The organism is Anoxybacillus sp. B2M1 (assembly GCF_001634265.1).
In the GTDB taxonomy this organism is placed as follows: Bacteria; Bacillota; Bacilli; order Bacillales; family Anoxybacillaceae; genus Anoxybacteroides; species Anoxybacteroides rupiense.
Genome location: NZ_CP015435.1, coordinates 1,562,609 through 1,589,408, shown reverse-complemented (window position 1 = coordinate 1,589,408; position 26,800 = coordinate 1,562,609). Strand labels below are relative to the sequence as shown.

Sequence of the window (26,800 nt, the reverse complement as noted above, 5' to 3'; positions counted from 1 at the left end):
CATGGATGTAAAAGTTGTGACCCTTTTTACTCTCATCGTTGCCGTCACGCTTCTCATTACTTACTATGCTTCCCAAAAAACAAATAGTGCAAGTTCTTTTTATACGGCAGGCGGGGGGTTAACAGGCTGGCAAAATGGTTTTGCTATTGCAGGGGATTTTATGTCGGCCTCTTCATTTTTAGGGTTGATTGGCGCCATTTCCCTCGTCGGCTATGATGGGATCTTTTTAATGTATGGAGCGCTTGTTTCTTATTTAGTGGTTCTGCTTTTAGTAGCTGAACCTCTGCGAAATCTTGGGAAATATACATTGGCAGATATGATTGTAGAGCGTTTTCAAGCGAGAAAAGTTCGCGGGGTCACAGCCTTTAATGCGCTAACGATTTCTATCTTTTATATGCTGGCCCAACTGGTGGCAGCGGGTGATCTTTTTAAGCTTTTATTGAATATTCGTTATGAAATATCCGTTGTGTTAGTAGGTCTTGTCATGCTAATTTACGTGATTTTTGGAGGAATGACGGCCACAAGCTGGGTGCAGATTACGAAAGCTTTCCTGTTGTTAGGCAGCACATTTGTCATTTTTGTGATGGTGATGGCGAAATTTGATTTTAACTTTTTGCGAGTATTTGAGGAGATGCAGACAGCCACGCCTCTTAAGGAAGCCTATTTAGCTCCGGGGGCGAAATATGCGAACGGTCTTGATGCTTTTTCGTTAACGCTTGGCCTAATATTGGGCACGGCTGGGCTTCCGCACGTTCTTAGTCGCTTTTTAACCGTTCCAAATGCGAAGGTAGCAAGAAAATCTGTCGTTTATTCCATTTGGATTATCGGTTTGTTTTATGTGATGGTGATCTTTTTAGGATTTGCGGCCGCTAAATTTGTAGGGGCGCAAGACATTGTGGCTGCTAATCCAGCCGGGAATATGGCCGCGCCGTTGCTCGCTAAAATATTAGGGGGAGATCTGCTATTTGCTGTGGTCTCAGCGGTAGCATTCGCCACGATTTTAGCGGTTGTGGCAGGAATTGTGATAACAGGCGCTACAGCATTTTCACATGACTTTTATAACGAAATTGTCAAAGGAGGGAAGGCGACAGAGAAAGAACAAATTCGCATGGCAAGGTTCGCATCGATCGGAATTACAGTCCTTTCTATTATCTTAGCTTTATTCGTCCAAAAAATGAATGTGGCGTTTTTAGCTTCTTTAGCATTAACAGTAGCAGCCAGCTCGAATTTGCCTGTTATTTTGTATACCGTTTATTGGAGGCGTTTTAACATAACAGGCGCGATTACAGGGATGCTCGTAGGATTGATTGGAACGATTCTCCTTGTTGCATTAAGTCCCAATGTGTGGAGTCCTGAACAAGGGAAGGCTCTTTTCGTTGGCGAACCGATTTTCCCATTAGCGTCACCAGGAATTGTATCGATTCCTCTTGGCTTTTTAGGAGCCTATCTTGGCACAGTCTTTTCAGCGAGAAAAGAGCAGAACGGCAATTTCGAGGAAATATTAGTTAAATCAAATACAGGGAGCGACATAAAAGGAGTTAGTCATCATGGAGTGTAAGGAGAGACCATTTGTACAATCAGTAAGAGGTATCTTTAACCTGCGTAAAGATGAATACAAGGTTTTATCACTATTGAAACGATGGTCATGATGACATTTTCTATAAGGCTCCCTTGTTGGTGAATGGATGCATTTCCGGCCTTATCCTAAAAACGAGGAGACGATTGCGGCGGTCGGACGACCGAGCAACCCTGTTCATTGACAAATGAAACAGCCGGTTGTTCGGTTTAAGCGCGACGAAAAAATAGGATTCTGTTTTTGCGTTGGCTATGTAAGCTCAACTTTCTTATAGAAAAATAAAACAAGGAGCGAGGGATATGAGTAAAGTCAAAGTCAGGGTGAAATTCCGCGGCATCCTGCAAGAGAGGGAAGCGGTCGCTAACTTGGACGAGAATAGGATTGAATTGCAAGGAAGGCATTATCGGGTAGATCAGCTGATGTGGGATGCTCCTATATCAGGTGCTGTATACGGAACGCTGTTCAATTATAAAGGAGCGCTTGCCGCTTTGGGAGAGACTGTATATGAAGCTCCTTATCATGGAGAACCAAAAGCTCCTGTTTTATATATTAAACCGAGAAATACAGTCATTGGTTATGGAATGCCCATTCCATTGCCGGCTGATGCCAGAGAGCTTGAAATCGGCGCGGCGCTCGGAGTTGTGATGGGCCGTACGGCAACTCGTGTGAACGAGGAACAAGCGCTTGAATTTGTAGCGGGTTATACGATCGTGAATGATGTGAGCATTCCGCATCAAAGTTTTTATCGTCCGGCCATCAAGCAAAAGGCTCGTGACGGTTTTTGCCCAGTCGGCCCTTGGATCGTTGAACAGGATGAAGTACCCGATCCGGATGCATTGGGAGTGCGTGTATGGATTAATGGGGAGTTGCGACAGGAAAATACGACAGCCAATCTCATTCGATCTGTGAGCAGGCTTATTGCTGATGTTACGGATTTTATGACCTTATATGCTGGTGACACGCTGTTAGTAGGAGTGCCGGAAGGAGCGCCGGTCGCAAAGGCAGGAGATCATGTTCGCATTGGAATTGACGGGATTGGCAGTTTGGAGAATACGATTATTCATGAGGATGAATTAGCAGGGGGGCAACTATTATGAAGCGAGCACGAATCGCGTATGCCGGAGCCATTCATCATGCCGTTGAAGAGAATGGCTGTATGAAGCTGGAAGATGGCCGTATCGTTGCTGAACATGAAGTGGTTTGGCTGCCGCCTGTGCAGCCTCGTACAGTGTTTGCCCTTGGGCTTAATTATGCCGATCATGCGAAGGAGCTGTCATTTCAAGCGCCGACAGAACCGCTTGTTTTTTTGAAAGGCCCCAATACGTTTGTTGGTCATCGTGCACAGACGCGGCGTCCCAAGGATGTTGTCAACATGCACTATGAATGTGAACTGGCGGTCGTGATTGGCCGTCCAGCTCGTAGAGTGAAACGAGAAGAAGCATATGACTATATAGCGGGTTATACCATTGCCAACGACTATGCGATTCGCGATTACTTAGAGAATTATTATCGCCCTAATTTAAGGGTGAAAAGCCGGGATACATGCACGCCGATTGGACCATGGCTGGTAGATGCTAAAGACATAGCCGATCCGATGAATTTAACGTTAAAAACATATGTCAATGGCAAGCTGACACAACATGGGACGACAAGGGATATGATTTTTGACATCCCTGCTCTTATTGAGTATTTAAGCAGTTTTATGACATTGAACAAGGATGATGTGATTTTAACCGGAACTCCTGAAGGGCTAGCCAATACAGCTGTAGGTGACGAAGTGGTCGCTGAGATCGAAGGAATTGGCCGACTTATGAACACCATTATAGCTGACGAATAAAGCGGCTGCTGATGTTGCTTATCGTTCTCGTGGTAATCATTTTTATAAAGAGCAAAGGAACGATGAAGTTTTGGCTGGGGTTCAGATGTTCGGAGTGCTCGAAAGACCGATTCGTTGATCCTAAAAAGCTGCTAGTCATTCAGCTTTTGGAGCGTGCTTGCACGTATGACAGGTTTTCGATCTTGGCTATCCAAAAAAGGCTTTGCCTCATTTTCAAGTGATAGAAAGAGAGGAGAAATCATGCCACATCTGATTATTGAATATACAGACAATCTGAAGGAGACGATTCATATTTCTGATTTATTGGAAAAAGTGAATCAAGTTCTGATCTCTAAAAGCGATATTTTCCCGATTGGAGGTATTCGTTCGCGGGCCGTTGAGCTTCATCATTACCGGATTGCGGATGGAGCTGAGGACGATGCGTTTGTTCATGTGACTTTAAAAATTGGCGCCGGGCGGTCTGAGAAGGAAAAAAAAGAAACCTGTGATCAGCTTTTTGAGGTAATAAAGGATCATTTTGCGGCCGAATTCGCCAAACGTTACTTAGCATTGTCTCTGGAATTAGTGGAATTCAGCGAAACGGGCACCTATAAGCATAACAATATTCATAAACGTTTTAGAACGTAGTGTGGGAGATTTGTTCATTAAGCGAGAGCGGATGCAAAGCATCCGTATTTTTTTATGCAGTGTGGTTCAAATAATAAATGAGCAGAAAATGTGGTTTTAACATATCCGAAAAGTTCTGTTACGTTTGTTTTTTGGATATTGAGAAATGCAATAGCCTGATGGGTTTTTTATAGAAAATAATTCATTTCATTTTCATTGTATAAGCGACAATGCCAACACCGAATTGCATGAACCGTTGCACCTGCACTTCGCTGAGAGGCGAGAGACTTTTCGGAGGGGCTATGTTAGCGCGGAAAAACGAATCAGCAACGGTTTTGTTACCTATGTATATTTATGCGTTTTTTGATTTTTTCATTCAGATATATGTGCCCATCTTATTGAACAAATGGATGAGGATGTCATAAATGATTTCATTAATGACTGTAATATTATAGAAAATATTTTAAATTTATAAATAATAATGCTATACTATAATTAATCATGATATCTCATTCAGAAAAGGTGGATCAGCTAGGCTAGGTTATCGTCTAGTTTGTTGGAGCGCCTAAGGGGAGCGCTTACAGGTTTTCTTTAAATCTTAGGGTATAAGGATGGTAAAGATGAGCAACAATCGGATGAGAACAGATGTGATTTTAATTGGTGCTGGAATTATGAGTGCGACGTTGGGAACGTTGTTAAAGGAATTAGCACCAGACTGGGAAATTACAGTATTTGAGAGGCTCGCAGATGCAGGGGATGAGAGCTCTAATGAATGGAATAATGCCGGAACGGGACATGCCGCACTGTGCGAGCTTAATTATACGGTCGAAAAACCGGATGGATCGATCGATATTAGCAAAGCGATCAAAATTAACGAACAGTTTAATGTTTCGTTGCAGTTTTGGTCTTATCTTGTCAAAAGCAAGCTGATTGATCATCCGCAGGATTTTATTATGCCATTGCCTCATATGAGTTTAGTGCAAGGGGAAAAAAATGTCGCGTTTTTGAAAAAACGTTTTGAAGCGCTGGCTAGCAACCCTTTGTTTGAGGGAATGGAATTTTCTGATGATCCGAAAAAATTGCAGGAATGGGTTCCGCTCATTATGAAGGATCGGACGCTCAATGAACCTATAGCGGCCACAAGAATCGAATCAGGGACCGATGTCAACTTTGGTGCGTTAACACGCATGCTGTTTGACCACTTGAAACGCAAACATGTGGATATAAGATACAAACATCATGTTGATGATATGAAACGAACTAGCGACGGCTCATGGGAATTGAAAGTCCGAAACCTCGATAGCGGTACGGTCGAGCGACATGTCGCAAAATTTGTCTTTATTGGAGCTGGAGGAGGCAGCTTGCATTTGCTGCAAAAATCCGGTATTCCTGAAGGAAAGGGAATTGGCGGATTTCCGGTAAGCGGAATATTTATGGTGTGCAATAATCCTGATGTTGTAGAGCAACATCATGCCAAGGTTTACGGTAAAGCGAAGGTGGGAGCGCCTCCGATGTCGGTTCCGCATCTTGATACGCGGTTTATTGACAATAAAAAATCGCTGCTATTCGGGCCGTTTGCCGGCTTCTCGCCAAAGTTTTTGAAAAACGGCTCCATGCTTGATTTAATTACTTCTGTAAAGCCGCATAATCTCTTAACGATGCTGGCGGCTGGTGTTAAGAACATGTCGCTGACGAATTACTTGATTCAGCAAGTGATGCTATCGAAAGAGCAGCGCATGGAAGAGCTGCGGGAATTTGTTCCGAGTGCCAGAAGCGAGGATTGGGATTTAATTGTAGCGGGTCAACGTGTGCAAGTGATCAAAGATACGGAGGCTGGCGGAAAAGGAACGCTTCAGTTTGGAACGGAAGTGGTAAGTGCTGCTGATGGTTCGATCGCAGCGTTGCTTGGCGCATCCCCGGGAGCTTCTACCGCTGTACACGTCATGCTCGAAGTGATCACAAGATGCTTCCCTGAACGCATGACAGAGTGGGAGCCGAAAATTAAAGAAATGATTCCTTCCTACGGTGTGTCACTTATGAAAAACCCAGGCCTTCTGCGCGAAATTCATGCTTCAGCTGCAAGAACGCTTGGTTTAAGCGAGGGCATGCCGCTTCCCATGGCCTAAAGTGAACGATAAGAATAAGAAACGGTTTTAAGAATATCGTTTGTTATGATGATTGATTCGTATATAGGGCTGGTTGAACATCGCTAGGGCCCATGTTTGGATCAGCCCTTTTTGTCGCTGCTGATATAGACGGAATGCAGCACATGAGACGGTCGGATGCTCGAACCATATCGCTTTTAACAGCTCATTGAATGGGTTGGAAATGATATGGTTCGGGCTTTTTCTATGTAAAGTTGAAATGAAGCGGTCTATTTTATTCCTAAATTTAAAAAAAGAATGGCACAACGCATATAGCCTATGAATATTTTCGGATGATAGATGGCGGCGTGATGAGGTGTTGGCTGAGGCGGCTCCATGCCAAAGTGGATGGCTTATTTTTAGGGGAAGTGGCTGGTTCATAATTGATCCATGTGCGTTATGATGGAACTATAAAAAGCATGAAACGGAGATGATGTAAAATGTCATGGACTGTATTGCTTTGTATCGTCATGGGAAGTTTATTAAAAATAGTGATCACTTCTCTTCCCTCTGGGGTTGTTGAGTGGATGACCGATAAATTTCAAATTCATTCAAAACTCAATCAGGAGAATAGCATTGTGACGATGGCTAATCAGAGACTGGAGGGGGAAGAAAAGGCAAAAATAATCCGTTACTTTAATGACGCCTCGTTTAAAGAACGGCATTATATATGGCCGGGCACGGAACAGAGCTATTTGCATCCGACAGATAGCGGAACGTTGATTATCGTTGATACGAAAAGTTCTAAAAAAGATGTAAGACTATTCATTTATTGCTACAACGACCGCGTGGAGGTTATCAAACAGTATAAGAAAAAAATGCTGGCGTATCGTCTTTTTCCGGGAAATTTAGTTCGTTATGCACAGCGGCTCGCAACGGATATTTTTGGATCTGAAAATCCTCATGTTTGTGCTAGTGGCGAATGAAAAAGAAGACAGATGCTCGTGGCTAACGAATTTGGTCAGCTTCATAAACGAAATGGAAAGCAGGGAAAAAGGCGGCTGTTCATTCGTTGTCAGATTAAATGGATTCACTTATTCTTGTATTGTCACCAAACTGTAAAGATGGAAAAAGGAAAGCAAGTGGTTTGTCCGCATGACAAAGGCCGGAGCAACAACGCTTTCGGCGCCGTTGTTGCTGACTTTGTGAAGTGTTGAACTCGATATCTACAAAATGGTAACGTCAAGTTAGAATGGGGCGTAAGTGTCACGGTAACACCGTATGAATAAATATTCGTTTCATTTTGATGAACTTAGGAAGGAGAAAATCGATGAAATTTGCCATTATGCTTGTTTTGCTGATAGGAGTGGTCTCCCTTATAGGAACCATATTAGTGGCAAGAACGGTGGAGACGAACTATGGGAAATCGATTAAGCGGAATATCGGGAATTTGACGATTATCTATGTGATCCTAATTTTGGGACTTCTTATCGGGCTGGTCTGGTATGCATTTGTTGCTTTATAGCTTGACTAGCGGCCTAGCTGTCGTTAGACGGTGGAAATTTTTTATCATCGGATTGGAGCAAGCGAGGGATCTCTTCAACATGGCTGGAATCATCAACTTCATGAAAGTAGCCAGCCAATAAAAAAACGGTAAGGATGGGTTAAGATGGATTGGAAACCGAATCGTGCGGATAAGAAACCGATTTATAAGCAGATTGCCGATTATATTGAACAAGGAATTTCATCGGGAATATTCCCGCCGGACCGTTTGCTGCCTTCCGAACGTGCTCTTGCAAACGAATTGCAGGTGAATCGAAGCACTGTTTCTGCAGCTTATGAATGGCTGGAGTCTCTCGGAATAGTCGAGCGTAAAAAGGGAAGCGGCACACGAGTGAGTACGGATATATGGGGAATATCGCATAAACGCATCCCCAATTGGGGACGGTATGTCGAGGATGGCTCTTTTTTGCCTAATCTTCCGCTAGTGCAGCGAATTCGCACGGAAACACAAAAAAATGATTTAATTAATTTAGCAAGCGGCGAATTGACGCCAAGCTTGTTCCCAGCTGAACAATTTAAGAAAATTTTTGCTGAACAGCTGTTTACTGGACATCTCGGCTATGACCATCCCCAAGGAAATGAAGTGTTGCGGGAAACTATTGCTTCTCATATGAGAGAGTACAAAAATATTGAGACGAGCTCTTCTTCTATTCTCATTACATCGGGAGCGCAACAAGCTCTTTATTTGATTGTTCAATGTTTATTAAAGCCAGGAGATGCGGTTGCCATTGAGGATCCGTCCTACTGTTTTTCTCTCCCTGTTTTTCAGTCTGCCGGGCTAAGAACGTATTTTTTGCCTGTAGACAAGCACGGCATGAATCCTGACGATCTTCTGTCCTTGCACAAGAAGCATCGAATTCGCATGGTTTTTTTAAACCCTGAACACCATAACCCTACAGGAACGGTCCTTTCTTTAGAGCGCCGAAAAAAAGTGCTGGAGCTATCGGCTGAATTCGGTATCCCCATCATTGAAGACGATCCTTATAGTTTAACGACCTTTGATGGAAGAATCCATCCCCCTTTAAAATCGATGGATGATGCGGGGAATATCTTGTATATTAGTTCTCTATCCAAAATTGCCGCATCGGGATTGCGAATTGGATGGGTGATTGGCCCGCCGAAGGTGATTCAGCGACTAGCCGATGCGAAACAGCAAGTGGATTTTGGACATAGCATTTTTCCGCAGTGGATCGCCAATGAATTTTTAGCGTCCTCACATTTTCATACACATATAGCGATGCTGCAAAAGAAATTAGAACAACAAAGAGATGTGCTGATTTCCAGCCTTGCCGACCAATTGGGCAGCCAAGTGGATTTTTTTATCCCAAAAGGAGGAATCCATCTATGGTGCAAACTAAATCGCCCGATGAATGAGCATCATTTACTTGAGGAAGCAATGAAAAGAGGAGTGGCGTTCGTTCCGGGAAGCATTTTAGGTTCAAAAAAAGGATATGTACGCTTTACGTTTGGACGAGAAGAGTCACGCCTCATCCGGGAGGGAGTTTCCCGATTTGCAGAGGCGTTTAAAAGCATTCAGTCGGTTCTAAAGTAATCGAATCATTTCTGCCTTTGGGATGCAGGCCCCACTATTTTCAAAGTAGTGAATCGGGTTTTTGTTGAAGGAAGATAGAATGAGAAAATGGGGGCGCCCCAGCTTTTGGGAAGAACCTTGATCAATGGATTGAGCGACCAAGATCGAGTAAAGACATATTAAGATAACTGAAAGTTTCATGATTTTGTGAAAAAGCTTAAGAAGTTCATTGTGCAGAAGCGTCTCATGATAGCGGTTGGACAACATGATAAGATGAGCGTTAAACCTGTTTCTTTTTTTGGTTTGCCCCAAAAGCGAACGCTAGACCAATGCTTTTGGGGCTTCTTGCTTCTACTTACTTTTTCCATTTTACGCTCTCTTGTTTCTCCTCATTTACTAGGAGCTGGAAAACATCCGGCCTTGAATAATGGCCTACTACATCAAAGTCAAATTGACTGTAAGCAATATCTCGCAAATCAAGATCTGCGATAAGCATCTCTTCTTTGCCAAAAACAGGTCCCTTTATATATTCACCTAAAGGTCCAACGATCGCACTGCCTCCTAAACACATTTCCTCTGGAGAAGAGGATAAATCATCGTAGCAAGTTAGATCAGTAGGATACATGTCCTTGGTCACATATTGGTTGCAAGATAAAACGAAACATCTGCCTTCTGCGGCGATATGCCGAATCGTAGATTGCCATAGCTCTCTGGAGTCTGCTGTCGGAGCGATATAAATTTGAATTCCTTTCGCATACATCGCTACTCGGGCCAGCGGCATGTAATTTTCCCAGCAAATTAACGCCCCTATTTTGCCATAAGGTGTATCAAAAACGGGAAGAGTGCTTCCGTCTCCTTCTCCCCAAATGAATCGTTCTGAACCAGTGGGTTTGAGCTTGCGGTGCTTTCCCAGCAATTTTCCGTCTGGTCCAAAGAATAATACGGAGCAATATAAAGTGCCCTTGCTAGATTCATTGTCTCTCTCAATGACGCCAATAACGAGATACACCCCGGCTTTGCGTGCTGCTTCTCCTAATTTCTCAGTAGTTTCGCTAGAAACAGGAACGGAGTTTTCCCAATAACGAAGCCAATCCTTCCGCCCTTCTGGTGAACGGCTCCCGACAGTTGTCCCGAAGCTGAGTCCCCTTGGATAGGCTGGAATAAACGCTTCAGGGAATACAACGATGTTCGCTCCTTTTTCCCCTGCTTGCTGTATGAACGAAATGGCTTTTTCGGTGCTCGCTTTTCGATCCATAATGACAGAAGCTGTTTGCACAACCGCTACTCGCACATGATGTTGCTGAACCATGAGAAATCCTCCTCTTTTCAGTAGAATAAGTCTATCATTGTTATGATAATGGAAAATCTATGCTTTGTGCCCAGCCAATAGAATCTATAATGTCCCATCCATTTTCCCTTAACACAATTGGGCGAGGATGGTTCTATCGATCAACGCAGCTTTTTGGCGCTGCCGTTTCTGTCTTAGGTTGGAGTGTATGTTGTTTTTCGGTCATCGGACGACTAACGGTCACTATATATAAATCAAATGAAAATAAAGGACAAAAGCAAGAATTTGACTATAATTTTGGAATTTATGTAAAATAATTTCTTTATGTGGTATAATGCATACAGATTAGTAAAATACGTGGTCTATACTGGTTATGATCTTATACGAAAGGAGAGGAAAAGAGCATGTGGTGGTTGATTGGGATCGGAGGGCTTTTGCTTTTTGGTTGATTGGGCGTATAAAAGAAAAGGCATCCATGATTTGAACCCTGAAGAAAATACCAAGCACGTTTCATGGTCAGAACAGGCCTATATGGAAGCCCATATGCAGAATATGAGAAATGATCATCATGATAACGGCCCGATTTAGGGTTCCACGATAAGAAAACAGTGAAGATGTATCGATTCTATTTTGCCTCTTGACAAAAGCTACTCTGTATCTACTCCCCAGTCATTTTACTCAGCATGAATCGTCATAATCAATGTCAAAACGAAACGGAGAGGAAGATCCACTTGCCGATTGGAAGCATTAATCACCTAACGTTCTCTGTATCCGATTTAGAAAAATCCGTTCGCTTTTACCAGCAAGTATTCGGTGCAAAGCTATTGATCAAAGGACGAAATTTAGCCTATTTTGATCTAAATGGAATGTGGCTTGCTCTGAATGTCCAAAAAGATATTCCGCGAAACGAAATCCGGCACTCATATACTCATATCGCTTTTTCCGTCAAAGAAGAAGACTTCGATGATCTTGTTCAAAGGCTGAAAGAGCTAGATGTGGCCATAATTCCAAGCAGAGAAAGAGATGAAAGAGACAAGCGCTCTGTTTATTTTACGGATCCTGACGGGCACAAGTTCGAATTTCACACCGGCAGTTTGAATGATCGGTTGGCTTATTACAAAAGCGAGAAACATCATATGCAGTTTTTTACTTAATATCATCATGCGATGAAGAGGAGAGTAAATAAATTCATTCTTTTCAGAGAGCTCCGGTAGCTGGGAAGGAGTAAGAATGGTTTATTGAAGCAAGCCTTGGAGCATCGCACGGGAACCGAAAAAAAGGGGATCGTGTGACAGGTGGCGCCTGTTATAGAGCTAAGGTATTCGTGTACCTACTGAGTTTAATATGGTGACATATTAATAAAATGGGGTGGCATCGCGAATGAAAATTCGTCCCCAAGACCTAGTGTCTTGGGGCGAATTTTTTATTTAGCTTATTGGATAAAAGGAGGAGCTTGGAAGTGAGAGGTAAAAATCCATTCGAGGCTTGGCAATATCACCTTTTACTTTTGCTTCGAATCGGAATTTCCAATGTGGGCGATTGGATTTATTTAATTTCCTTGAATTTATTGGTTCTCAATATGACTGATTCCCCTTTTGCGGTATCTATCCTGTATATGCTCAAGCCTTTAGCGGCCTTACTTACGAACGCTTGGTCCGGGAGTGTGATAGATCGATTCAATAAACGGAATCTTATGATCATGCTAGATGTGATAAGGGCTGTACTAATTGCCATCCTGCCTTTTTGTTCTTCGATTGGGGCTATTTATTTTATTGTTTTTTTCATCTGTATAGCAAGTGCGGTATTTGGACCGGTATCGATGACTTATATCACCCAGCTAACTCCTCCGGAGCAAAGGCAGCGCTTTAATTCATTGCGAAGTTTAATGGACTCCGGCGGTTTTCTGATCGGGCCAGCGGTTGCAGGTGCTCTATTTTTAGTCGGAACGCCTGTATTGGCCCTTTATATTAATTCATTGGCTCTACTCTTCTCAGGGGCGATCACCTTGTTGCTTCCGAATGTTGAAACACAGCTGGTAAGTCATCCAGCCGATCACAAAGGCTCTTTCCAGCTGCTGAAAAACGATTGGAAGCTGGTGATGAATTTTAGTTATCGTTACGTTTATATCACGCTTATTTATTTTTTATTTAGCTGCATGATGGTAATCGCGACAGCCGTTGATTCATTGGAAGCTGCCTTTGCGAAAGAAGTGCTTGCTTTATCAGAAAGTGAGTATGGCTTTTTAGTGAGTGTAGCTGGAGGAGGTGTTGCGTTGGGAGCGATTGTGAATGCCATATTTTCGCGAAAATTAGCGACGTCTTGGTTAATCGGCTTTGGTGCCTTCCATGTAGCGATTGGCTATATGATCTATGCTTGTTCAAGCTCTTTTTCTATCGCTGCTTTGGGGTTCTTTATTCTTTCCGTCTCTTTATCCTTTGCCAATACCGGATTTTATACCTTTTATCAAAATAACATACCTGTTTCCGTAATGGGAAGAGTGGGAAGCATATATGGATTCATTGAAGCGATATTCCTCGTCATCACAACTGCTGTTTTTGGAATGATGGCGCAGCTTGCCTCTATTCAGTCTGTCGTCATGATCGGCGCATTCTTGATGCTACTCGTTACTTCGATTTTATGTGCACTCGCCTTATTGCCAGCAAAGAAAAAATATTACTCATCTATTATCACAGAGACAATAGAAGATTCACAAGCATGAGGAGATCTTTGGCTGACAATATAGGCTTATATAGAACGATTCCTTATAATTAAGAAGGAAGGGCTATCAAGTTGTAGCACGTCATTTTAGAGAAAATGAGCAATGCCTATTGTACGTGGAAACTTACAAGAAAAATGAAAATACGGGTCTTTACCAAATAGACAAGTGGCGAAAATGTTTTCAAACTCCTCTTATGGTTCTATAAAGCGGCGTGTTCGATCGTATGCTGTCGTCACCCGATCATCATCTGTTCATTTGAAGGACAAATATTCTGTATTTATCAATAGGGTAAATATAGTTTGGCAAATTTTAATTGTTTTTTTCATCATCGTTTGGTAATTTGTTCTTAATAGATGAAGTATGAATAAATGCTGTCAATATTGGATGGTTGTTGGCATGGAGAGCTAATTCGAAGGTTTTAGTTAAAAACTTACATAGTGAGGTCGTGTTCCATGATGGAAAGTAGCAGAAGGGATCGAAAAATAAAAAAACGAAAAAGAAAAAAGTGGTTCGTGATTCTGCTTATTTTGATCGTGCTCATTTTGACGGCATTGTTATATGCGGTCGTCGAATACCGTAAAGGCTTGAAAAACTCGCAAAATGACTCTTTTTTGCCGCATGAAAAGGTAGAATTTCAAGGCGTAAAGGATAAGGAGCGTATGAACGTTTTACTGCTTGGCGTTGATGCGAGAGGAAACGAGAAAGCGCGAGCGGATACGATTATGATTGCTCAGTATAATCGAAAGACCAAGCAAGCGAAAATCGCCTCCATTATGCGGGATTCCTATGTGGATATACCGGGGTATGGGAAAAATAAAATCAATGCCGCCTATGCTTATGGAGGTCCTGAATTATTACGGAAGACGATTAAAGAAAATTTTGATGTAGATATTGCCTATTTTGCTTTAGTAGATTTTAAAGGATTCACTAAAGCAATTGATGTAGCTTTTCCTGAAGGAATTGAAATCAATGTTGAAAAAGAGATGTCGAAAGGAATAGGCGTCACGCTGCATCCAGGTGTTCAAAGACTTCATGGAAACGAATTGCTTGGGTATGTGAGATTCAGAAAAGATGCTGAAAGCGACTTTGGCAGAGTGCGGAGACAGCAAGAGGTAGTGAAGCGTGTGATGGACGAATTTATCAGTGTGCGGGGGATCGCGAAGCTGCCGAGTGTAGTCGGTACCATCCGGCCATATATATTAACGAACGTAGGGTATAAAGAAGTACTGCCCCTATTAGCTACATTTCCCGGAAGCGACCAGAAGGATATTAGCTTCTTTCGAATTCCTATTGATGGATCATTTCGAGATGCCACCTATCCTCAAGCAGGGGCCGTGCTAGAAATGGATCTTGCGAAAAATAGGCAAGCGTTAAAGGAATTCCTAAAGTAAGCATGCTCGATTGTATGGTTCATAAGCTGCTAAAGACGGAATAAGGCACCCGTTTGCCAGCAAAAATTATAAATACAGCGCAGAACATGTTTGGCCGCTAGTTTGATATAGACTTCCATGACGAAAAACGCATAGGGGGAGCAAAGCATTTTCAAAATAGATTGTACAAATAATTTCTGGAACGTCGGCGATCAGAGGCAAGTCTATGGAGATGGACTTGCCTTTTTGTTCAATTTACCGGGATTTTTCTGGCGCAGATCAGTCGGAAACATTCCGTATTTAACATCATCCATCGAGAAGTCTCCCACCTCGTAACGGAGTGTAGGTGGGAAGGTTCATTGATGATGGGGTTGAGTGCTGTCCATTTCTCTTTTGACACGAATAAAGGCAATCATTTGGTTAAGGTCATCCGCTGTTAAAGGCTTTCCATCAATGGTAAAGCAAATATGGGCCAACATGGCTGTTTCCGTTAACTCGATGGTATGGAAATCGGGCTTTTCAGGGCTATCCGCGGCTCCAAGCAAATAGTCGGTAGATGTTTCAAATAATTGAGCCAATTCTTTAACTGCTTCTAATGAAGGCTGGCGGTAGCCGGATTCATAGCCAGCATAGGTACTTTTAGCGATATTTAATTGATCGGCAATATATTGCAAAGGCCATTTTTTCTTTTTTCTTAATTCTGATAGCCGTTTTGATATCATCGTCCTGCTCCCTCCCTCTTTTTCTCCCACTATAAAAAGTTCGCGAAACGAATAAAAACTCTTGTTATTTTCATAGGAAATGAATATAATGGAATCGTATATTCGCGATTCGCGAACAACTTAATTATAATGTACACTAAATGACCCATAAAACACAACAGGTTATTCAATAGAAAATCACCTTTTCGTTCGATTATCGCTTTTCACAGAGGTGTCAATGATGAAAAAGATTCTTTTAATCGCGACAGGCGGCACAATTGCCTCCGTAAAAGGAGAAGAAGGACTCTCACCGGCATTAACAGCTGAAGAACTTACAGGGTATGTGCCAAAACATAGCCCTAATTATCGCTTGGACAGCCAAATACTGATGAACATCGACAGCACAAATATGCAGCCAGAGTATTGGGTAAAAATCGCCGAAGCCATTTATGAAAACTATCATCGCTATGACGGGTTTGTTATTACGCATGGAACAGATACGATGGCTTATACAGCTTCGGCTTTATCTTATATGCTGCAAAATTTGGACAAACCTGTTGTTCTTACTGGCTCCCAAGTTCCGATTAGCTTTGAGCGAACGGATGCGAAAAAAAATTTATCCGATGCCGTTCGGTTTGCTTGTGAAGAAGTTGGCGGCGTATTTATCGTGTTTGATGGAAGAGTGATTCTTGGCACAAGAGCGGTCAAAATGCGAACAAAAAGCTACGATGCTTTTGAAAGTATTAATCATCCGTATATCGCTTATATCCATCATGATCAAGTCGATTATCAATATGAGCTTCGCTCGGAAGCAGCTGGGGAACTAATATTTGAGCCGTCGCTTTGTCCGGATGTGTTTCTCTTAAAGCTACATCCTGGTACGAAGCCAGAAATCTTTGATTATATTAAACCGCTGTATCGAGGAGTGATTATCGAAAGCTTTGGAAATGGTGGGGTGCCGTTTCAGGAAAGGAACTTGCTTCCCAAAATTAAGGAGCTCATTGATGACGGCATGGCCGTTGTCATTACCACGCAATGTTTAGAAGAGGGAGAAGATTTGACGTTGTATGAGGTGGGACGCAAAGTGGCGCAAAACACCGTTATTCTATCTGGAGATATGAATACAGAGGCTATTGTGCCAAAGCTAATGTGGGTATTAGGGAAAACCAATCATCTGCTTGAAATCAAAAAAATAATGGAAACACCGATTGCGGGAGATATTACGCCAAAATTTGATGAAAGCTGGGATTTATAAAATGATTAAAACAAAAGCAGTGCGAATGGAAAAAGACTTTCTTGGGGAAAAGGAAATTCCAGAGCATGCATACTATGGCATTCAAACGATGCGCGCGGTAGAAAATTTTCCGATTACCGGATATCGAATTCATCCGTCCTTAATTGAAGCAATAGCGATCGTGAAAATGGCGGCGGCACAAGCGAATATGGAAATCGGACAGCTCAGTCCACGGATAGGCCAAGCGATTGCCGAAGCCGCGCAAGAAATTATCGCTGGAAAGTGGCATGACCAATTTATCGTGGATCCGATTCAAGGCGGGGCCGGAACATCGATTAATATGAACGCGAATGAAGTCATCGCCAATCGGGCGCTTGAATTGCTCGGCGAACGGAAAGGAAACTATCAAGTCATCAGCCCGAATAATCATGTCAATATGTCCCAGTCGACGAACGATGCTTTTCCGACCGCCATTCATATTGCCGTGTTAAAGATGCTGGAAAAGCTGCTGACGACGATGGAGAACATGCACGCTGTATTTGTTGAGAAGGCGCGGCAGTTTGATCGTGTGATTAAAATGGGGCGGACGCATTTGCAAGACGCTGTTCCCATTCGCCTTGGCCAAGAATTTGAAGCCTATAGCCGTGTGTTGGAGCGGGATATAAAAAGAATACAGCAATCGCGTCAGCATTTATATGAAATCAATATGGGGGCAACGGCAGTAGGAACCGGATTAAATGCTAATCCGCGTTACATTGATCGCGTGATTAGGCATTTAGCAACGATTAGCGAGCTTCCGCTAGTACGTGTTGAGCATCTCGTTGATGGAACGCAAAATACAGATGCTTATACCGAGGTGTCATCGGCGCTAAAAGTGTGCATGATTAATATGTCAAAAATTGCGAATGATCTGCGTCTCATGGCATCTGGTCCAAGAACGGGCTTTAATGAAATTACATTGCCGGCCCGCCAGCCTGGTTCCTCCATCATGCCTGGCAAAGTCAATCCGGTCATGGCAGAAGTGATCAATCAAGTGGCATTTCAAGTGATTGGGAACGATCACACCATTTGCTTGGCATCTGAAGCGGGACAGCTAGAATTAAATGTGATGGAGCCCGTACTCGTTTTTAATTTGCTGCAATCCATTCATATTATGGATAATACATTTCGTGTATTTACTGACTATTGTTTAGCAGGAATTGAAGCAAATGAAGCGAATTTAAAAACGAAAGTAGAAAAAAGTGTGGGAATCATTACGGCTATAAACCCTTATGTTGGGTATGAAACAGCCTCGCACATTGCGCGTGAAGCTTATCTTACAGGCAAATCTGTCCGTGAGCTATGCTTATCTTATCATTTATTAACGGAACAGCAGTTAAACGAAATACTGGATCCTTATGCGATGACTCGTCCTGGAATTGCAGGGCAAAAAAATGATTAAAAAATAAAACAGAAAGGCAGATACATATGGCAATACCAAGTGGTGCAAGCATGCATATTACAATCCGTATTCAGTTTGCAAAAAATTTGGTCTCTTTTGGTGACATTGCGACAGCAATAGGACAAGCGGGTGGAGACATTGTTGGAATCGATGTCATTTCCTCGACGAAAACGCATACGGTGCGCGATATTACGGTCAGTGTGTTTGATACTAAGCACGCCGACTTAGTGACAGACACATTGAGAAAAACGCATGGGGTCAAACTCATCAATGTATCGGATCGCACGTTCCTGATGCATATTGGCGGGAAAATTGAAACGAAATCCAAAATTCCGATTAAAACTCGCGATGATCTATCGCGTGTTTATACGCCAGGAGTGGCTCGCGTGTGCAGTGCGATTGCCGATGATCCAAGCAAAGCCTACTCGCTAACCATTAAGCGCAATACAGTGGCGGTTGTCTCTGATGGGACAGCTGTGCTGGGACTCGGGGATATCGGACCGTATGCAGCGATGCCTGTCATGGAAGGAAAAGCGATGCTGTTTAAGCAGTTAGCTGATGTCGATGCTTTTCCGATTTGCTTAGATACAAAGGATACTGAAGAGATTATTCAAATTGTTAAAGCCATTGCCCCGGCATTTGGCGGCATTAATCTTGAAGATATTTCTGCTCCTCGTTGCTTTGAAATTGAAGAACGATTAAAGCAAGAGCTGGATATTCCAGTATTTCATGATGACCAGCATGGAACGGCCGTGGTATTGCTTGCCGGTCTTTTAAATGCGCTGAAAATTGTAGATAAAAAGCTGGAAAATATTAAAGTGGTCTTAACCGGAATTGGCGCGGCCGGCATCGCCTGCACGAAAATTTTACTAGCGGCCGGCGTCAAAAATATTATCGGTGTTGATCGTCATGGTGCTATTCACCGCGGGGTGGAATATGACAACCCTTATTGGAATGAATATGCACAGCTAACGAATCCGGAAAATGTCAGCGGCACGCTTTCAGATGTGATTGAGGGGGCGGATGTGTTTATCGGGGTATCTGCTCCGGGAATTTTACAAATCGAAGATGTGCAAAAAATGGCGCAAGATCCGATTGTGTTTGCGATGGCTAATCCTATTCCGGAAATTGATCCGGAGCTGGCAGAGCCGTATGTACGGGTTATGGCTACAGGCAGATCCGATTATCCGAATCAAATCAACAACGTGCTTTGCTTCCCGGGGATTTTCCGAGGCGCTCTTGATTGCCGAGCGATTGAAATTAACGAAGAGATGAAGCTGGCGGCAGCTGAAGCCATTGCCTCTGTTGTGACAGAAGAAGAGCTAAATGAAACGTATATCATTCCAAGTGTATTTAACAGCAAAGTGGCTGAGAAAGTGAGAGAGGCGGTTATTAAAGCTGCTTATCGTACAGGAGTGGCCCGCAAAGAGGATATCATGTTTAAGGCTGAATAAAAACAACGTCGAAGTCCCGTTTACTAGGGCTTCGACGTTTTTAGTTTCCCAAATCAACAACGTTATTTTAATTTTTCATTTAAAACACTTTCTTCTAAAACGGAAAATTTATCTCCGTATACTTTGACAATATGCTTTTCTCCCCATCCGCATAAAGAATCTAAAATTTCTTTTAAGCTCCACCCGTATTCACTTAGTTCGTATTCCACTTTCGGGGGGACTTGATTATAAACAATGCGATTGATAATCCCATCTTCTTCTAACTCTCTCAATTGCTGCGTTAGCATTTTTTGCGTGATTCCTGGCATCAAACGTTTCAATTCACAGGTGCGTTTTTTGCCGTGTGTCAGGTGGCAAAGAATAACGCATTTCCATTTTCCACCTATTACTTCTAGTGTCGCTTCGACGGGAATATTATATTTCTTTTTTTGCATGTTTTTCCTCCTCTTCAATAGTTATTAAAAAGTATCTATAGCACTTTAAAGTATCTATAGTACTTTAAAGTACGTACTTTTTTTTATAGCTTATATGCTCCATAATAACATTTGCCAGCTGGCTTTTGCTATATTTTTTACAACCAAGCAATGGGGAGGAAAGGCGATGAACGAAAGTAAACGAAATACATTAGCATTGATCGCATTAGCTGTAAGTGCCTTTGCGATCGGGACGACAGAATTTATCAGTGTAGGGTTACTGCCGCTCATTTCGCGCGACTTGCACGTTTCCGTTTCAGTCGCCGGGCTGACGGTTTCCTTGTACGCTTTAGGGGTTACTTTCGGCGCTCCTATTCTTACATCTTTAACGTCCAGTATGTCACGCAAAGCTTTGTTGCTTTCGATTATGGTTGTCTTTATCATCGGTAACAGCATTGCGGCTCGTGCCGATAGTATAACGGTTTTACTTATAGCTCGTGTGCTTTCTGCGTTTTCACATGGCGTATTTATGTCGATCGGGTCAACCATCGCCGCAAGTTTAGTAGCGGAACACCGACGGGCTAGCGCGATTTCCATTATGTTTTCCGGTCTGACGGTCGCTACGATCACAGGAGTGCCGTTCGGTACATTTATTGGACAGCAATTTGGCTGGAGGTTTGCCTTTCTTTTTATTGTTGCTGTAGGGGTTATTGCGTTCATTGCCAACAGCATTCTCGTTCCAGCGAATTTGCGAAAAGGTGCCCGCACTACGTTTCGTGATCAGTTTCGGTTAATCACTAATGGACGTTTGTTGCTGCTGTTCATTATTACAGCTTTAGGATACGGAGGCACTTTTGTTGCTTTTACGTACTTATCTCCGCTTTTGCAGAACGTCACGGGATTTAGTGAAAAAACGGTTACGGTGATTTTGCTTGTTTATGGGGTAGCGATTGCGATCGGTAATGTAGCGGGAGGAAAGCTATCTAATCAAAATCCGATTAGCGCTTTATTTTATATGTTCATTGTGCAAGCTATTGTGCTTTTTATTTTAACCTTTACAGCTCCATTTAAGGTGGTTGGGCTTATGACGATCATCTTAATGGGACTGCTTGGTTTTATGAGCGTGTCAGGATTGCAAGTATATGTAGTGATGCTTGCTGAGCGTTTTGTGCCGAGCGCAGTCGATGTTGCTTCAGCGATTAACATTGCCGCATTTAACGCGGGAATTGCGATTGGTTCCTACCTAGGCGGCATTGTCACCGAATCAATGGGGCTGATTCATACCGCTTGGGTCGGTGGATTGATGGTGCTAGGAGCGGTCCTTTTAACAAGCTGGAGCTTGGCACTTGAGAAGAAAGATCAAAAGATGCACAGAGCGGAAAACGAGATGATGGATCATCGCGAATGCCTTATGCGATAAGTAGTGTGATGCAAGACCAATCAAAAGAAATAAAGGAGATGAGTTGAATGACGGCCAAACACTTAGCCGACACAACGATTTTAGCGAATGGGGTCCAAATGCCATGGCTTGGGCTTGGAGTATTTAAGGTGGAAGATGGGCCGGAGCTTGTTCAGGCTGTTAAAGCAGCCATTCGCCACGGCTATCGCAGTATTGATACCGCGGCGATTTATGAAAATGAACAAGGAGTAGGCCAGGGGATTCGCGAAGCATTGCAAGAGACCGGAGTTTCACGTGAAGAATTATTTGTGACGTCAAAAGTGTGGAACACGGATTTAGGATATGACGCAACGCTAGCAGCGTACGAAGCGAGCCTGAATAAATTAGGTTTAGAGTATCTCGATTTATACTTGATTCATTGGCCTGTAGCAGAAAAATATAAAGAAGCATGGAAAGCATTAGAGACGCTTTACAAGGCGGGGAAAGTACGGGCTATCGGTGTGAGCAATTTTCATATTCATCATCTTGAGGAGCTGATGAAGGAAGCAGAAATCAAGCCGATGGTGAACCAAGTAGAGTATCATCCGCGTCTAACACAACAAAAGCTTCAGGCTTTTTGCGAAGAGCACAGCATTCAATTAGAAGCGTGGTCGCCATTAATGCAAGGACAATTGCTTAATCATCCTGTTTTACAAGAGATCGCGAAGCATCATAATAAGACGGTTGCGCAAATTATTTTGCGCTGGGATTTGCAAAAAGGAGTGGTAACCATTCCAAAAACAACTAAAGAGCAGCGGATGATGGAAAATGCCTCCATATTTGATTTTGCTCTGACAAAAGAAGAGGTGGAACAAATCGATCGCTTAAATCAAAATCGCCGCGTAGGTCCAGATCCGGATAACTTTGATTTTTAACACATCCACCAAGAAGCTCCCCCTCTAAACGGGGGGAGGTTCATACAATCGATATCGACCCATTGAGAAGATATGTCATGATGTTTGGAGGAGCCAAGGAGGGGCGAGAACAATGAACGAGAAAGGAAGCATTGTTTTTATCGGCGACAGTATAACAGAAGCGGGCAGAAGGAAAGATCCCGAGCAAATGGGTTACGGGTATGTCCGACTGATTCGCGATTATTTGCTGACAGATGACCCGCAGCAGCCGTTAGCCGTTGTCAATCGGGGAGTGAGCGGCAACCGCATTCCTGATCTATTGGCGCGTTGGGAGAGAGATGTCATTGCATTGCAACCATCTTTTGTTTCGATTTCCATCGGTATCAACGATGTGTGGCGCCAGCTCGATCATCCCGAGAAGGAACAGGTGTATCCTAAGCAATTTGAGGAAATCTATATGGAGTTAGCTTGGCAAACGAAAGCCAAAACCTATGCGCATCTGATCTTGATGGAACCGACGATTATTGGCGAGGCGATTCATTCAGAAGGCAATCGAAAGCTGAAGCCTTATGTGAACATTGTGCGTAAAGTAGCGCATACGTTTCATGGAACGCTTGTGCCTACTCATCAAGCATTTCTTGCTTATTTGCAAGCACGTCCATCATCTCGCTATCGGCTGACGACAGATGGAGTTCATATGAATTCGCTTGGCAATATGTTGATGGCGCGAACATGGCTTACGGCGTTTGATCGCGATCGGCGACAGAAATAGCTCACGAAATGTGTTTCGCGCTCCACATTGGCATTTGCTTTAACATTCCCAGCAAAACAAGCGAATGTAAGCATTTTTATTCTATTTTCCCGTATCGTGGCAAAAAGTGCGCCGGATAGGCCGGATTGTTCAGTTGGTTTAAAGGCTGTAAAGTGCCATGTCGTTTATTTGACGAGTGAATGTTTAAAAGCATAGATAACCGCTTGTGTCCGATCTTGTACTCCCAGTTTGGCGAGAATGCTGCTGACGTGGACTTTGACGGTTTTCAATGAAATAAATAGCTCTTCGGCGATTTCTTGGTTAGACTTGCCTTGGGCGATCAATAAAAGGATCTCCATTTCGCGGTTCGTCAGCTCTTCGTGAGGCAGCAGCGTTTCTTTTTGCCGCATTTTCTTCATCATTTTTCCGGCTACCTCCGGCTCCAATACCGACTGGCCGTGGAAAGTAGAGCGGATGGCATTGGCAATTTCGCTCGCTTTCGAGGTTTTCAGCATATAGCTTGCCGCTCCCGCTTCTAGCGCCGGATAGACCTTATCGTCATCTAGAAAGCTAGTGACGATAATAATTTTTGCCTCCGGCCATGCGGACATGATTTCTTTTGTCGCTTCAATCCCATCCATTGGCTGCATCACCAAGTCCATTAAAACGACATCCGGGCGAAGCTGAAGCGCTAGTTCCACTCCTTTTTTTCCGTTTTCTGCTTCGCCGACTACCGTCATGTCAGGTTGAGATGATAAATAAGCAGAAACTCCGATTCGCACCATTTCATGGTCGTCAATCAATAACACTCTAATCATGGCGTTGATCCTCCTGTGCCACTATCGGTACTTTTACTTCAAGTCTTGTCCCTTTATTTTTTAAGCTGATAATTTTGAGCGTTCCGCCGATTTCAGCCGCTCGTTCATACATGTTTTGCAAGCCGTATGAACCGCTTTTAGAATGATTTGCATGGACATCAAATCCAATTCCGTCATCAACCACACGCAAAATAGCAAAATGATCCCGCTGAATTAACAGCACCTCCAGAGTCGAAGCTTTCGCGTGGCGAAGCGTATTGGAAACAGATTCCTGCAAAATACGAAATAAATGGTCTTCTACTCCTTTATCTAAAGGTGCATCTTCTATTTTCCATTTGATCTGCATCGGCGTTTTTTGCGATAATTCCAGCAAAAGCTCCTCCATTCCTTCTTGCAGTGATTTGCCCTTAAGTTGGACAGGACGCAAATGAAGCAGCAGCGCTCTCATTTCCAATTGCGATTGGTGAATCATTTGCTCGATCAGTTTCAGCTGCTTGGTTTCATGGTTATCGGACCGCTCTTTTTCTTCCATAATCGCCGACATCATCATCGAAGCGGCAAAGAGCTGCTGGCTGACGGAATCGTGCAGCTCGCGCGCAAGCCGATTTCTTTCTTGGGAAATAATATCTTGAATAAGCCGCTCTTGCTGTTCAGCTTTTGCTGTCGCCATTTTTTGTGAGCGTTTGGTTTGTTCGATCCATTGATGATGAATTTTTTGGAGGCGTTCCCAAATTTCCTGAAAATCTTCCGTTGGCTGCTTGACTTCCAATTGCATCAATGAGCCTTGTTCGATTTGTTGAAGGGCGTTGGCGATCGTTTGCAGCTGCTGTCGCCACCATAGGTTAGAAACAATTCCGAAGGCAGCTCCGATCAAAATGACAACAGTAGGTGCAAAAACGATAAATGGCAAATTCATGATTTTGGTTTTCCATAATATGGACCAGTCTCCTAATGGAAACAACGTGAAACAAGAGAAAAGCAGAAGAAACAAAACAACAAGCGCCACTAAAATAAAAAGTGCAAACTGCCGCAGCATCATGTTCATATCCGCTTCACCTCTAAATTTCCGACCATCATCGAGGTGATGATTTTAAGCTTTTGCTCTGCTGTCTCATAAGCTGTTGTTTGCCAGACCAATGTTTGGTTAAACATTTGCTCCTTTTCCTTATCTAAAATGAGAGTGGAACCAACAACCGCGGAGTGGACGATGCTGATTTCGAGTTCATAAGGCACAAAAATTTGGACATTTCCGATCCAATGGCGTATGGAAATCACTGCTTCGCCTTTTGGAAGCACCGCATAGCTTAAATCAATCACGGTATCTCCTAGTCCTACTTGGATATTCACATCGTTCCATTCATATGCTTGCTCAGGTGTCTTTTGACGGCCAAATAACAAATTTTGCAATAAAGGCTTTCGCTCAAGAATTTCCGTTTGGACTGTTCGATCGGCCGGCTGTATTTTAGGCTGCAGCAAAGCCGGCTGGCGTTTCGATTGGAAAAACTGAATTAGAACATAGAGTAAAATGGCCAATAGAAAAAATCGAGCAGTCATCATTGTAAACACATTAAAAACAAGATGGATGATACCAAGACAAAATAAAATTTTTCCAATCATGCTGTGCCACTTTTTTCTTCCTATATATATAAATGCTCCTGATACAAGAAGAGAAAAAATAAGCCCTTGATGAAAAAAAGAAATTTCAATGGCTAAAAGGAGCACACCAATTAAGATGGTCCAGCTTATATAATCGGTTTTTTTACGATGGTTAAGCATAGGCTCCCCACCTTTATCTCAAGAAATAGTAAAGAATGGATACGCAAATAGACGGTTTTGTTTCTGGAAAGAGATTGCTCGTCTATGCCGGTACTAGGCAGAAAAGCGGCCGCATGCTCCTTCGCTTCCATGTAAAGATGTAAAGGGAACAATGGAAAAAAGCGAAAAGGCGCAGCTGCCTACGCCCTTTAGCATACCACTTTTTTTCCGGACTGTCCTTTATTTTTTGCAAGGAGTCCCGCTGCCATTCCATTAGTGGTTGTTTTCCGTTTCAAGCTGTTTTTCCAATTGTGCGATTCGCGCATCAATCGTATTTCGGTAATAGGATGAATGGACTTGCTGCTCCAAGCGCTCTAAGTATGATTCAATGTCCGAAAACACGGGGACGGACTTGCTCGAATAGCGATTTGCATCTAGAACTTGATTGATGCGATAGTGGGCATGCGCGAGGTTTTCCCGGCCCATTAATTCCATCCGTCTAATATGCATATCCTTTAGTTTATGCTTCATTTCTTCATATTTTTTTTCAAGCTCCATTAAATGTTGCTGCACGTTTTCATAGGAATGCTTTAACTGCGCAGCTCGCTCTTCATATTGTGTATGCTCTTGAGCGGCAAATTCAAATAATTCTGTTTCCCCGGCTTTAGAAGCGATTTCCGCTTGCTTTTGGCGCTTATCCGCCAACTGCTTGGCATGATGGTACTCACGCAAAAATTCTTCTTTTAATAAGTACTGACGTTCAATGAACTGACGAACCTTTTCTGTTTCTTGTTCGCATTGGCGCAAATATTGATTTAACATCGCAATCGGATTTTTCTTTTCTTTTTCATCAAGCAGCTCATGGAGATCAGCAGCAATCACATTTTTTATGCGAGAAAATAAACTCATATTTCTTCACTCCCTTGATTAATAATTTTTTTGCAGTTCATTCCATTGTTTTTCAAAATTCGCAAATGGATCTTCTGTTTCTTTCGGTGTATGCGAAGACTTGTTCCAGTTTTTATAAACAACATACAGAACATATGCTGCGACAATGGCAGCGATGGCTGGGGCATTCGCCACACTGATGGATAAGGCGATCAGGCCAAGCAGCGCCCAGCCAATCTTTGAACCTGCCGATTTTGCTTTTAAAAATTGTTTGAACGTGTAATAAAGAATGACAAGACTGAGCGCGAAGCCGACGAGCGGTCCTACGTTGGCGAACAGGACAATGGCCGCAATTCCTCCAGCTAGCAGCAGCCCGATTTTTCTCAACATGGTTCATCTCCTCCTTTCTTGTCTTTATCTTAGCTTTCTTTTTCTTTTTCCATCATGCTCCAGAGTTATATTTTTGGCTAAGACCTGAG

25 protein-coding genes and 1 other annotated feature are annotated in these 26,800 nt (G+C 43.0%); of the genes, 17 read left to right on the top strand and 8 right to left on the bottom strand.

Annotation, left to right across the window (positions count from 1 at the left end):
* The first annotated feature begins 1 nt into the window (after position 1).
* From GFC28_RS07625 to pdxR, 8 genes are all read left to right on the top strand, one after another.
* On the top strand, positions 2 to 1,558 hold the full coding sequence (locus GFC28_RS07625) for a solute symporter family protein (protein WP_044742092.1): 1,557 nt from the start codon (positions 2 to 4) through the stop codon (positions 1,556 to 1,558).
* Positions 1,559 to 1,875: 317 nt separating this feature from the next.
* Positions 1,876 to 2,673 (top strand): fumarylacetoacetate hydrolase family protein, encoded by a 798-nt coding sequence (locus GFC28_RS07620; RefSeq protein ID WP_044742093.1) that lies wholly within the window; start codon positions 1,876 to 1,878, stop codon positions 2,671 to 2,673.
* Positions 2,670 to 3,413: a fumarylacetoacetate hydrolase family protein gene (locus GFC28_RS07615; RefSeq protein WP_044742094.1), complete on the top strand. Its 744-nt coding sequence runs from the start codon at positions 2,670 to 2,672 to the stop codon at positions 3,411 to 3,413. Before GFC28_RS07620 ends, GFC28_RS07615 begins: the two co-directional genes overlap by 4 nt.
* 240 nt (positions 3,414 to 3,653) lie before the next feature.
* The gene (locus GFC28_RS07610; RefSeq protein ID WP_044742096.1) at positions 3,654 to 4,040 is read left to right on the top strand and encodes a 5-carboxymethyl-2-hydroxymuconate Delta-isomerase; all 387 of its coding nucleotides are present in this window, start codon (positions 3,654 to 3,656) and stop codon (positions 4,038 to 4,040) included.
* Between the two features lie 599 nt (positions 4,041 to 4,639).
* Positions 4,640 to 6,145 carry a malate:quinone oxidoreductase gene (locus tag GFC28_RS07605; RefSeq protein WP_044742097.1) on the top strand — a complete coding sequence of 502 codons (1,506 nt, stop codon included), beginning with the start codon at positions 4,640 to 4,642 and terminating at the stop codon, positions 6,143 to 6,145.
* Between the two features lie 458 nt (positions 6,146 to 6,603).
* On the top strand, positions 6,604 to 7,089 hold the full coding sequence (locus tag GFC28_RS07600; RefSeq protein WP_044742098.1) for a YfmQ family protein: 486 nt from the start codon (positions 6,604 to 6,606) through the stop codon (positions 7,087 to 7,089).
* Positions 7,090 to 7,433: 344 nt separating this feature from the next.
* The gene (locus GFC28_RS07590; protein WP_044742100.1) at positions 7,434 to 7,628 is read left to right on the top strand and encodes a hypothetical protein; all 195 of its coding nucleotides are present in this window, start codon (positions 7,434 to 7,436) and stop codon (positions 7,626 to 7,628) included.
* Positions 7,629 to 7,772: 144 nt separating this feature from the next.
* Positions 7,773 to 9,218, top strand: coding sequence for a MocR-like pyridoxine biosynthesis transcription factor PdxR (gene pdxR, locus GFC28_RS07585; RefSeq protein WP_044742101.1), 1,446 nt, complete (start codon positions 7,773 to 7,775; stop codon positions 9,216 to 9,218).
* 334 nt (positions 9,219 to 9,552) lie between these two features.
* On the opposite strand, the gene GFC28_RS07580 is transcribed toward pdxR, so the two are convergent.
* Positions 9,553 to 10,506, bottom strand: coding sequence for a carbon-nitrogen hydrolase family protein (locus GFC28_RS07580; protein ID WP_044742102.1), 954 nt, complete (start codon positions 10,504 to 10,506; stop codon positions 9,553 to 9,555).
* Positions 10,507 to 11,216: 710 nt separating this feature from the next.
* On the opposite strand from GFC28_RS07580, the gene fosB reads away from it, so the two are divergent.
* The 3 genes from fosB (at position 11,217) to GFC28_RS07565 (ending at position 14,595) form a co-directional block, all read left to right on the top strand.
* Positions 11,217 to 11,639 carry a metallothiol transferase FosB gene (gene fosB / locus GFC28_RS07575; protein WP_044742103.1) on the top strand — a complete coding sequence of 141 codons (423 nt, stop codon included), beginning with the start codon at positions 11,217 to 11,219 and terminating at the stop codon, positions 11,637 to 11,639.
* 3 nt (positions 11,640 to 11,642) lie between these two features.
* Positions 11,643 to 11,884 (top strand) — a binding site (T-box leader).
* A 60-nt stretch (positions 11,885 to 11,944) separates the two neighbouring features.
* On the top strand, positions 11,945 to 13,204 hold the full coding sequence (locus GFC28_RS07570) for an MFS transporter (RefSeq protein ID WP_080859957.1): 1,260 nt from the start codon (positions 11,945 to 11,947) through the stop codon (positions 13,202 to 13,204).
* A 455-nt stretch (positions 13,205 to 13,659) separates the two neighbouring features.
* Entirely contained in the window at positions 13,660 to 14,595 is a 936-nt protein-coding gene (locus GFC28_RS07565) for an LCP family protein (RefSeq protein WP_044742122.1), read from the top strand.
* A gap of 335 nt (positions 14,596 to 14,930) precedes the next feature.
* On the opposite strand, the gene GFC28_RS07560 is transcribed toward GFC28_RS07565, so the two are convergent.
* Positions 14,931 to 15,296 (bottom strand): helix-turn-helix domain-containing protein, encoded by a 366-nt coding sequence (locus GFC28_RS07560; protein WP_044742105.1) that lies wholly within the window; start codon positions 15,294 to 15,296, stop codon positions 14,931 to 14,933.
* Between the two features lie 220 nt (positions 15,297 to 15,516).
* On the opposite strand from GFC28_RS07560, the gene GFC28_RS07555 reads away from it, so the two are divergent.
* From GFC28_RS07555 to GFC28_RS07545, 3 genes are read left to right on the top strand one after another with little or no spacing between them, the layout of a single operon-like run.
* The gene (locus GFC28_RS07555) at positions 15,517 to 16,530 is read left to right on the top strand and encodes an asparaginase (RefSeq protein ID WP_044742106.1); all 1,014 of its coding nucleotides are present in this window, start codon (positions 15,517 to 15,519) and stop codon (positions 16,528 to 16,530) included.
* 1 nt (position 16,531) lies between these two features.
* Positions 16,532 to 17,950, top strand: coding sequence for an aspartate ammonia-lyase (gene aspA, locus GFC28_RS07550; RefSeq protein WP_044742123.1), 1,419 nt, complete (start codon positions 16,532 to 16,534; stop codon positions 17,948 to 17,950).
* 26 nt (positions 17,951 to 17,976) lie between these two features.
* Entirely contained in the window at positions 17,977 to 19,404 is a 1,428-nt protein-coding gene (locus GFC28_RS07545) for an NAD-dependent malic enzyme (RefSeq protein WP_044742107.1), read from the top strand.
* 62 nt (positions 19,405 to 19,466) lie between these two features.
* On the opposite strand, the gene GFC28_RS07540 is transcribed toward GFC28_RS07545, so the two are convergent.
* A complete protein-coding gene (locus tag GFC28_RS07540) occupies positions 19,467 to 19,838 on the bottom strand; it encodes a winged helix-turn-helix transcriptional regulator (protein ID WP_044742108.1) in 372 nt (123 codons plus the stop codon).
* Positions 19,839 to 20,004: 166 nt separating this feature from the next.
* Here GFC28_RS07540 and GFC28_RS07535 point away from each other — a divergent pair, with 166 nt between their 5' ends.
* The 3 genes from GFC28_RS07535 (at position 20,005) to GFC28_RS07525 (ending at position 22,881) form a co-directional block, all read left to right on the top strand.
* A complete protein-coding gene (locus tag GFC28_RS07535; RefSeq protein WP_044742109.1) occupies positions 20,005 to 21,237 on the top strand; it encodes an MFS transporter in 1,233 nt (410 codons plus the stop codon).
* 47 nt (positions 21,238 to 21,284) lie between these two features.
* Complete coding sequence (locus GFC28_RS07530; protein WP_044742110.1) at positions 21,285 to 22,130, top strand: aldo/keto reductase; 846 nt, start codon at positions 21,285 to 21,287, stop codon at positions 22,128 to 22,130.
* Positions 22,131 to 22,242: 112 nt separating this feature from the next.
* The gene (locus tag GFC28_RS07525; RefSeq protein WP_044742111.1) at positions 22,243 to 22,881 is read left to right on the top strand and encodes an SGNH/GDSL hydrolase family protein; all 639 of its coding nucleotides are present in this window, start codon (positions 22,243 to 22,245) and stop codon (positions 22,879 to 22,881) included.
* Between the two features lie 164 nt (positions 22,882 to 23,045).
* Here GFC28_RS07525 and GFC28_RS07520 read toward each other — a convergent pair whose 3' ends face one another.
* The 5 genes from GFC28_RS07520 to GFC28_RS07500 all read right to left on the bottom strand — a co-directional run bounded on the left by GFC28_RS07520 (position 23,046) and on the right by GFC28_RS07500 (position 26,711).
* The gene (locus GFC28_RS07520) at positions 23,046 to 23,678 is read right to left on the bottom strand and encodes a response regulator (protein ID WP_044742112.1); all 633 of its coding nucleotides are present in this window, start codon (positions 23,676 to 23,678) and stop codon (positions 23,046 to 23,048) included.
* The gene (locus GFC28_RS07515) at positions 23,671 to 24,723 is read right to left on the bottom strand and encodes a sensor histidine kinase (protein ID WP_156487519.1); all 1,053 of its coding nucleotides are present in this window, start codon (positions 24,721 to 24,723) and stop codon (positions 23,671 to 23,673) included. The genes GFC28_RS07520 and GFC28_RS07515 overlap by 8 nt, the downstream gene beginning before the upstream one ends.
* The gene (liaF, locus tag GFC28_RS07510; protein WP_044742113.1) at positions 24,720 to 25,454 is read right to left on the bottom strand and encodes a cell wall-active antibiotics response protein LiaF; all 735 of its coding nucleotides are present in this window, start codon (positions 25,452 to 25,454) and stop codon (positions 24,720 to 24,722) included. Before liaF ends, GFC28_RS07515 begins: the two co-directional genes overlap by 4 nt.
* A gap of 252 nt (positions 25,455 to 25,706) precedes the next feature.
* Positions 25,707 to 26,342, bottom strand: a complete 636-nt coding sequence (locus GFC28_RS07505; RefSeq protein WP_044742114.1) for a PspA/IM30 family protein — start codon at positions 26,340 to 26,342, stop codon at positions 25,707 to 25,709.
* Positions 26,343 to 26,360: 18 nt separating this feature from the next.
* The gene (locus GFC28_RS07500) at positions 26,361 to 26,711 is read right to left on the bottom strand and encodes a lmo0954 family membrane protein (protein WP_044742115.1); all 351 of its coding nucleotides are present in this window, start codon (positions 26,709 to 26,711) and stop codon (positions 26,361 to 26,363) included.
* Positions 26,712 to 26,800: the final 89 nt, after the last annotated feature.

Bases quoted from the DNA above. Each gene is read 5' to 3' on its own strand.
- GFC28_RS07625 (WP_044742092.1), top strand. From the start codon at position 2: ATGGATGTAAAAGTTGTGACCCTTTTTACTCTCATCGTTGCCGTCACG.
- GFC28_RS07620 (WP_044742093.1), top strand. From the start codon at position 1,876: ATGAGTAAAGTCAAAGTCAGGGTGAAATTCCGCGGCATCCTGCAAGAG.
- GFC28_RS07615 (WP_044742094.1), top strand. From the start codon at position 2,670: ATGAAGCGAGCACGAATCGCGTATGCCGGAGCCATTCATCATGCCGTT.
- GFC28_RS07610 (WP_044742096.1), top strand. From the start codon at position 3,654: ATGCCACATCTGATTATTGAATATACAGACAATCTGAAGGAGACGATT.
- GFC28_RS07605 (WP_044742097.1), top strand. From the start codon at position 4,640: ATGAGCAACAATCGGATGAGAACAGATGTGATTTTAATTGGTGCTGGA.
- GFC28_RS07600 (WP_044742098.1), top strand. From the start codon at position 6,604: ATGTCATGGACTGTATTGCTTTGTATCGTCATGGGAAGTTTATTAAAA.
- GFC28_RS07590 (WP_044742100.1), top strand. From the start codon at position 7,434: ATGAAATTTGCCATTATGCTTGTTTTGCTGATAGGAGTGGTCTCCCTT.
- pdxR (WP_044742101.1), top strand. From the start codon at position 7,773: ATGGATTGGAAACCGAATCGTGCGGATAAGAAACCGATTTATAAGCAG.
- GFC28_RS07580 (WP_044742102.1), bottom strand. From the start codon at position 10,506: ATGGTTCAGCAACATCATGTGCGAGTAGCGGTTGTGCAAACAGCTTCT.
- GFC28_RS07565 (WP_044742122.1), top strand. From the start codon at position 13,660: ATGGAAAGTAGCAGAAGGGATCGAAAAATAAAAAAACGAAAAAGAAAA.
- GFC28_RS07560 (WP_044742105.1), bottom strand. From the start codon at position 15,296: ATGATATCAAAACGGCTATCAGAATTAAGAAAAAAGAAAAAATGGCCT.
- GFC28_RS07555 (WP_044742106.1), top strand. From the start codon at position 15,517: ATGAAAAAGATTCTTTTAATCGCGACAGGCGGCACAATTGCCTCCGTA.
- aspA (WP_044742123.1), top strand. From the start codon at position 16,532: ATGATTAAAACAAAAGCAGTGCGAATGGAAAAAGACTTTCTTGGGGAA.
- GFC28_RS07545 (WP_044742107.1), top strand. From the start codon at position 17,977: ATGGCAATACCAAGTGGTGCAAGCATGCATATTACAATCCGTATTCAG.
- GFC28_RS07540 (WP_044742108.1), bottom strand. From the start codon at position 19,838: ATGCAAAAAAAGAAATATAATATTCCCGTCGAAGCGACACTAGAAGTA.
- GFC28_RS07535 (WP_044742109.1), top strand. From the start codon at position 20,005: ATGAACGAAAGTAAACGAAATACATTAGCATTGATCGCATTAGCTGTA.
- GFC28_RS07530 (WP_044742110.1), top strand. From the start codon at position 21,285: ATGACGGCCAAACACTTAGCCGACACAACGATTTTAGCGAATGGGGTC.
- GFC28_RS07525 (WP_044742111.1), top strand. From the start codon at position 22,243: ATGAACGAGAAAGGAAGCATTGTTTTTATCGGCGACAGTATAACAGAA.
- GFC28_RS07520 (WP_044742112.1), bottom strand. From the start codon at position 23,678: ATGATTAGAGTGTTATTGATTGACGACCATGAAATGGTGCGAATCGGA.
- GFC28_RS07515 (WP_156487519.1), bottom strand. From the start codon at position 24,723: ATGAACATGATGCTGCGGCAGTTTGCACTTTTTATTTTAGTGGCGCTT.
- liaF (WP_044742113.1), bottom strand. From the start codon at position 25,454: ATGCTTAACCATCGTAAAAAAACCGATTATATAAGCTGGACCATCTTA.
- GFC28_RS07505 (WP_044742114.1), bottom strand. From the start codon at position 26,342: ATGAGTTTATTTTCTCGCATAAAAAATGTGATTGCTGCTGATCTCCAT.
- GFC28_RS07500 (WP_044742115.1), bottom strand. From the start codon at position 26,711: ATGTTGAGAAAAATCGGGCTGCTGCTAGCTGGAGGAATTGCGGCCATT.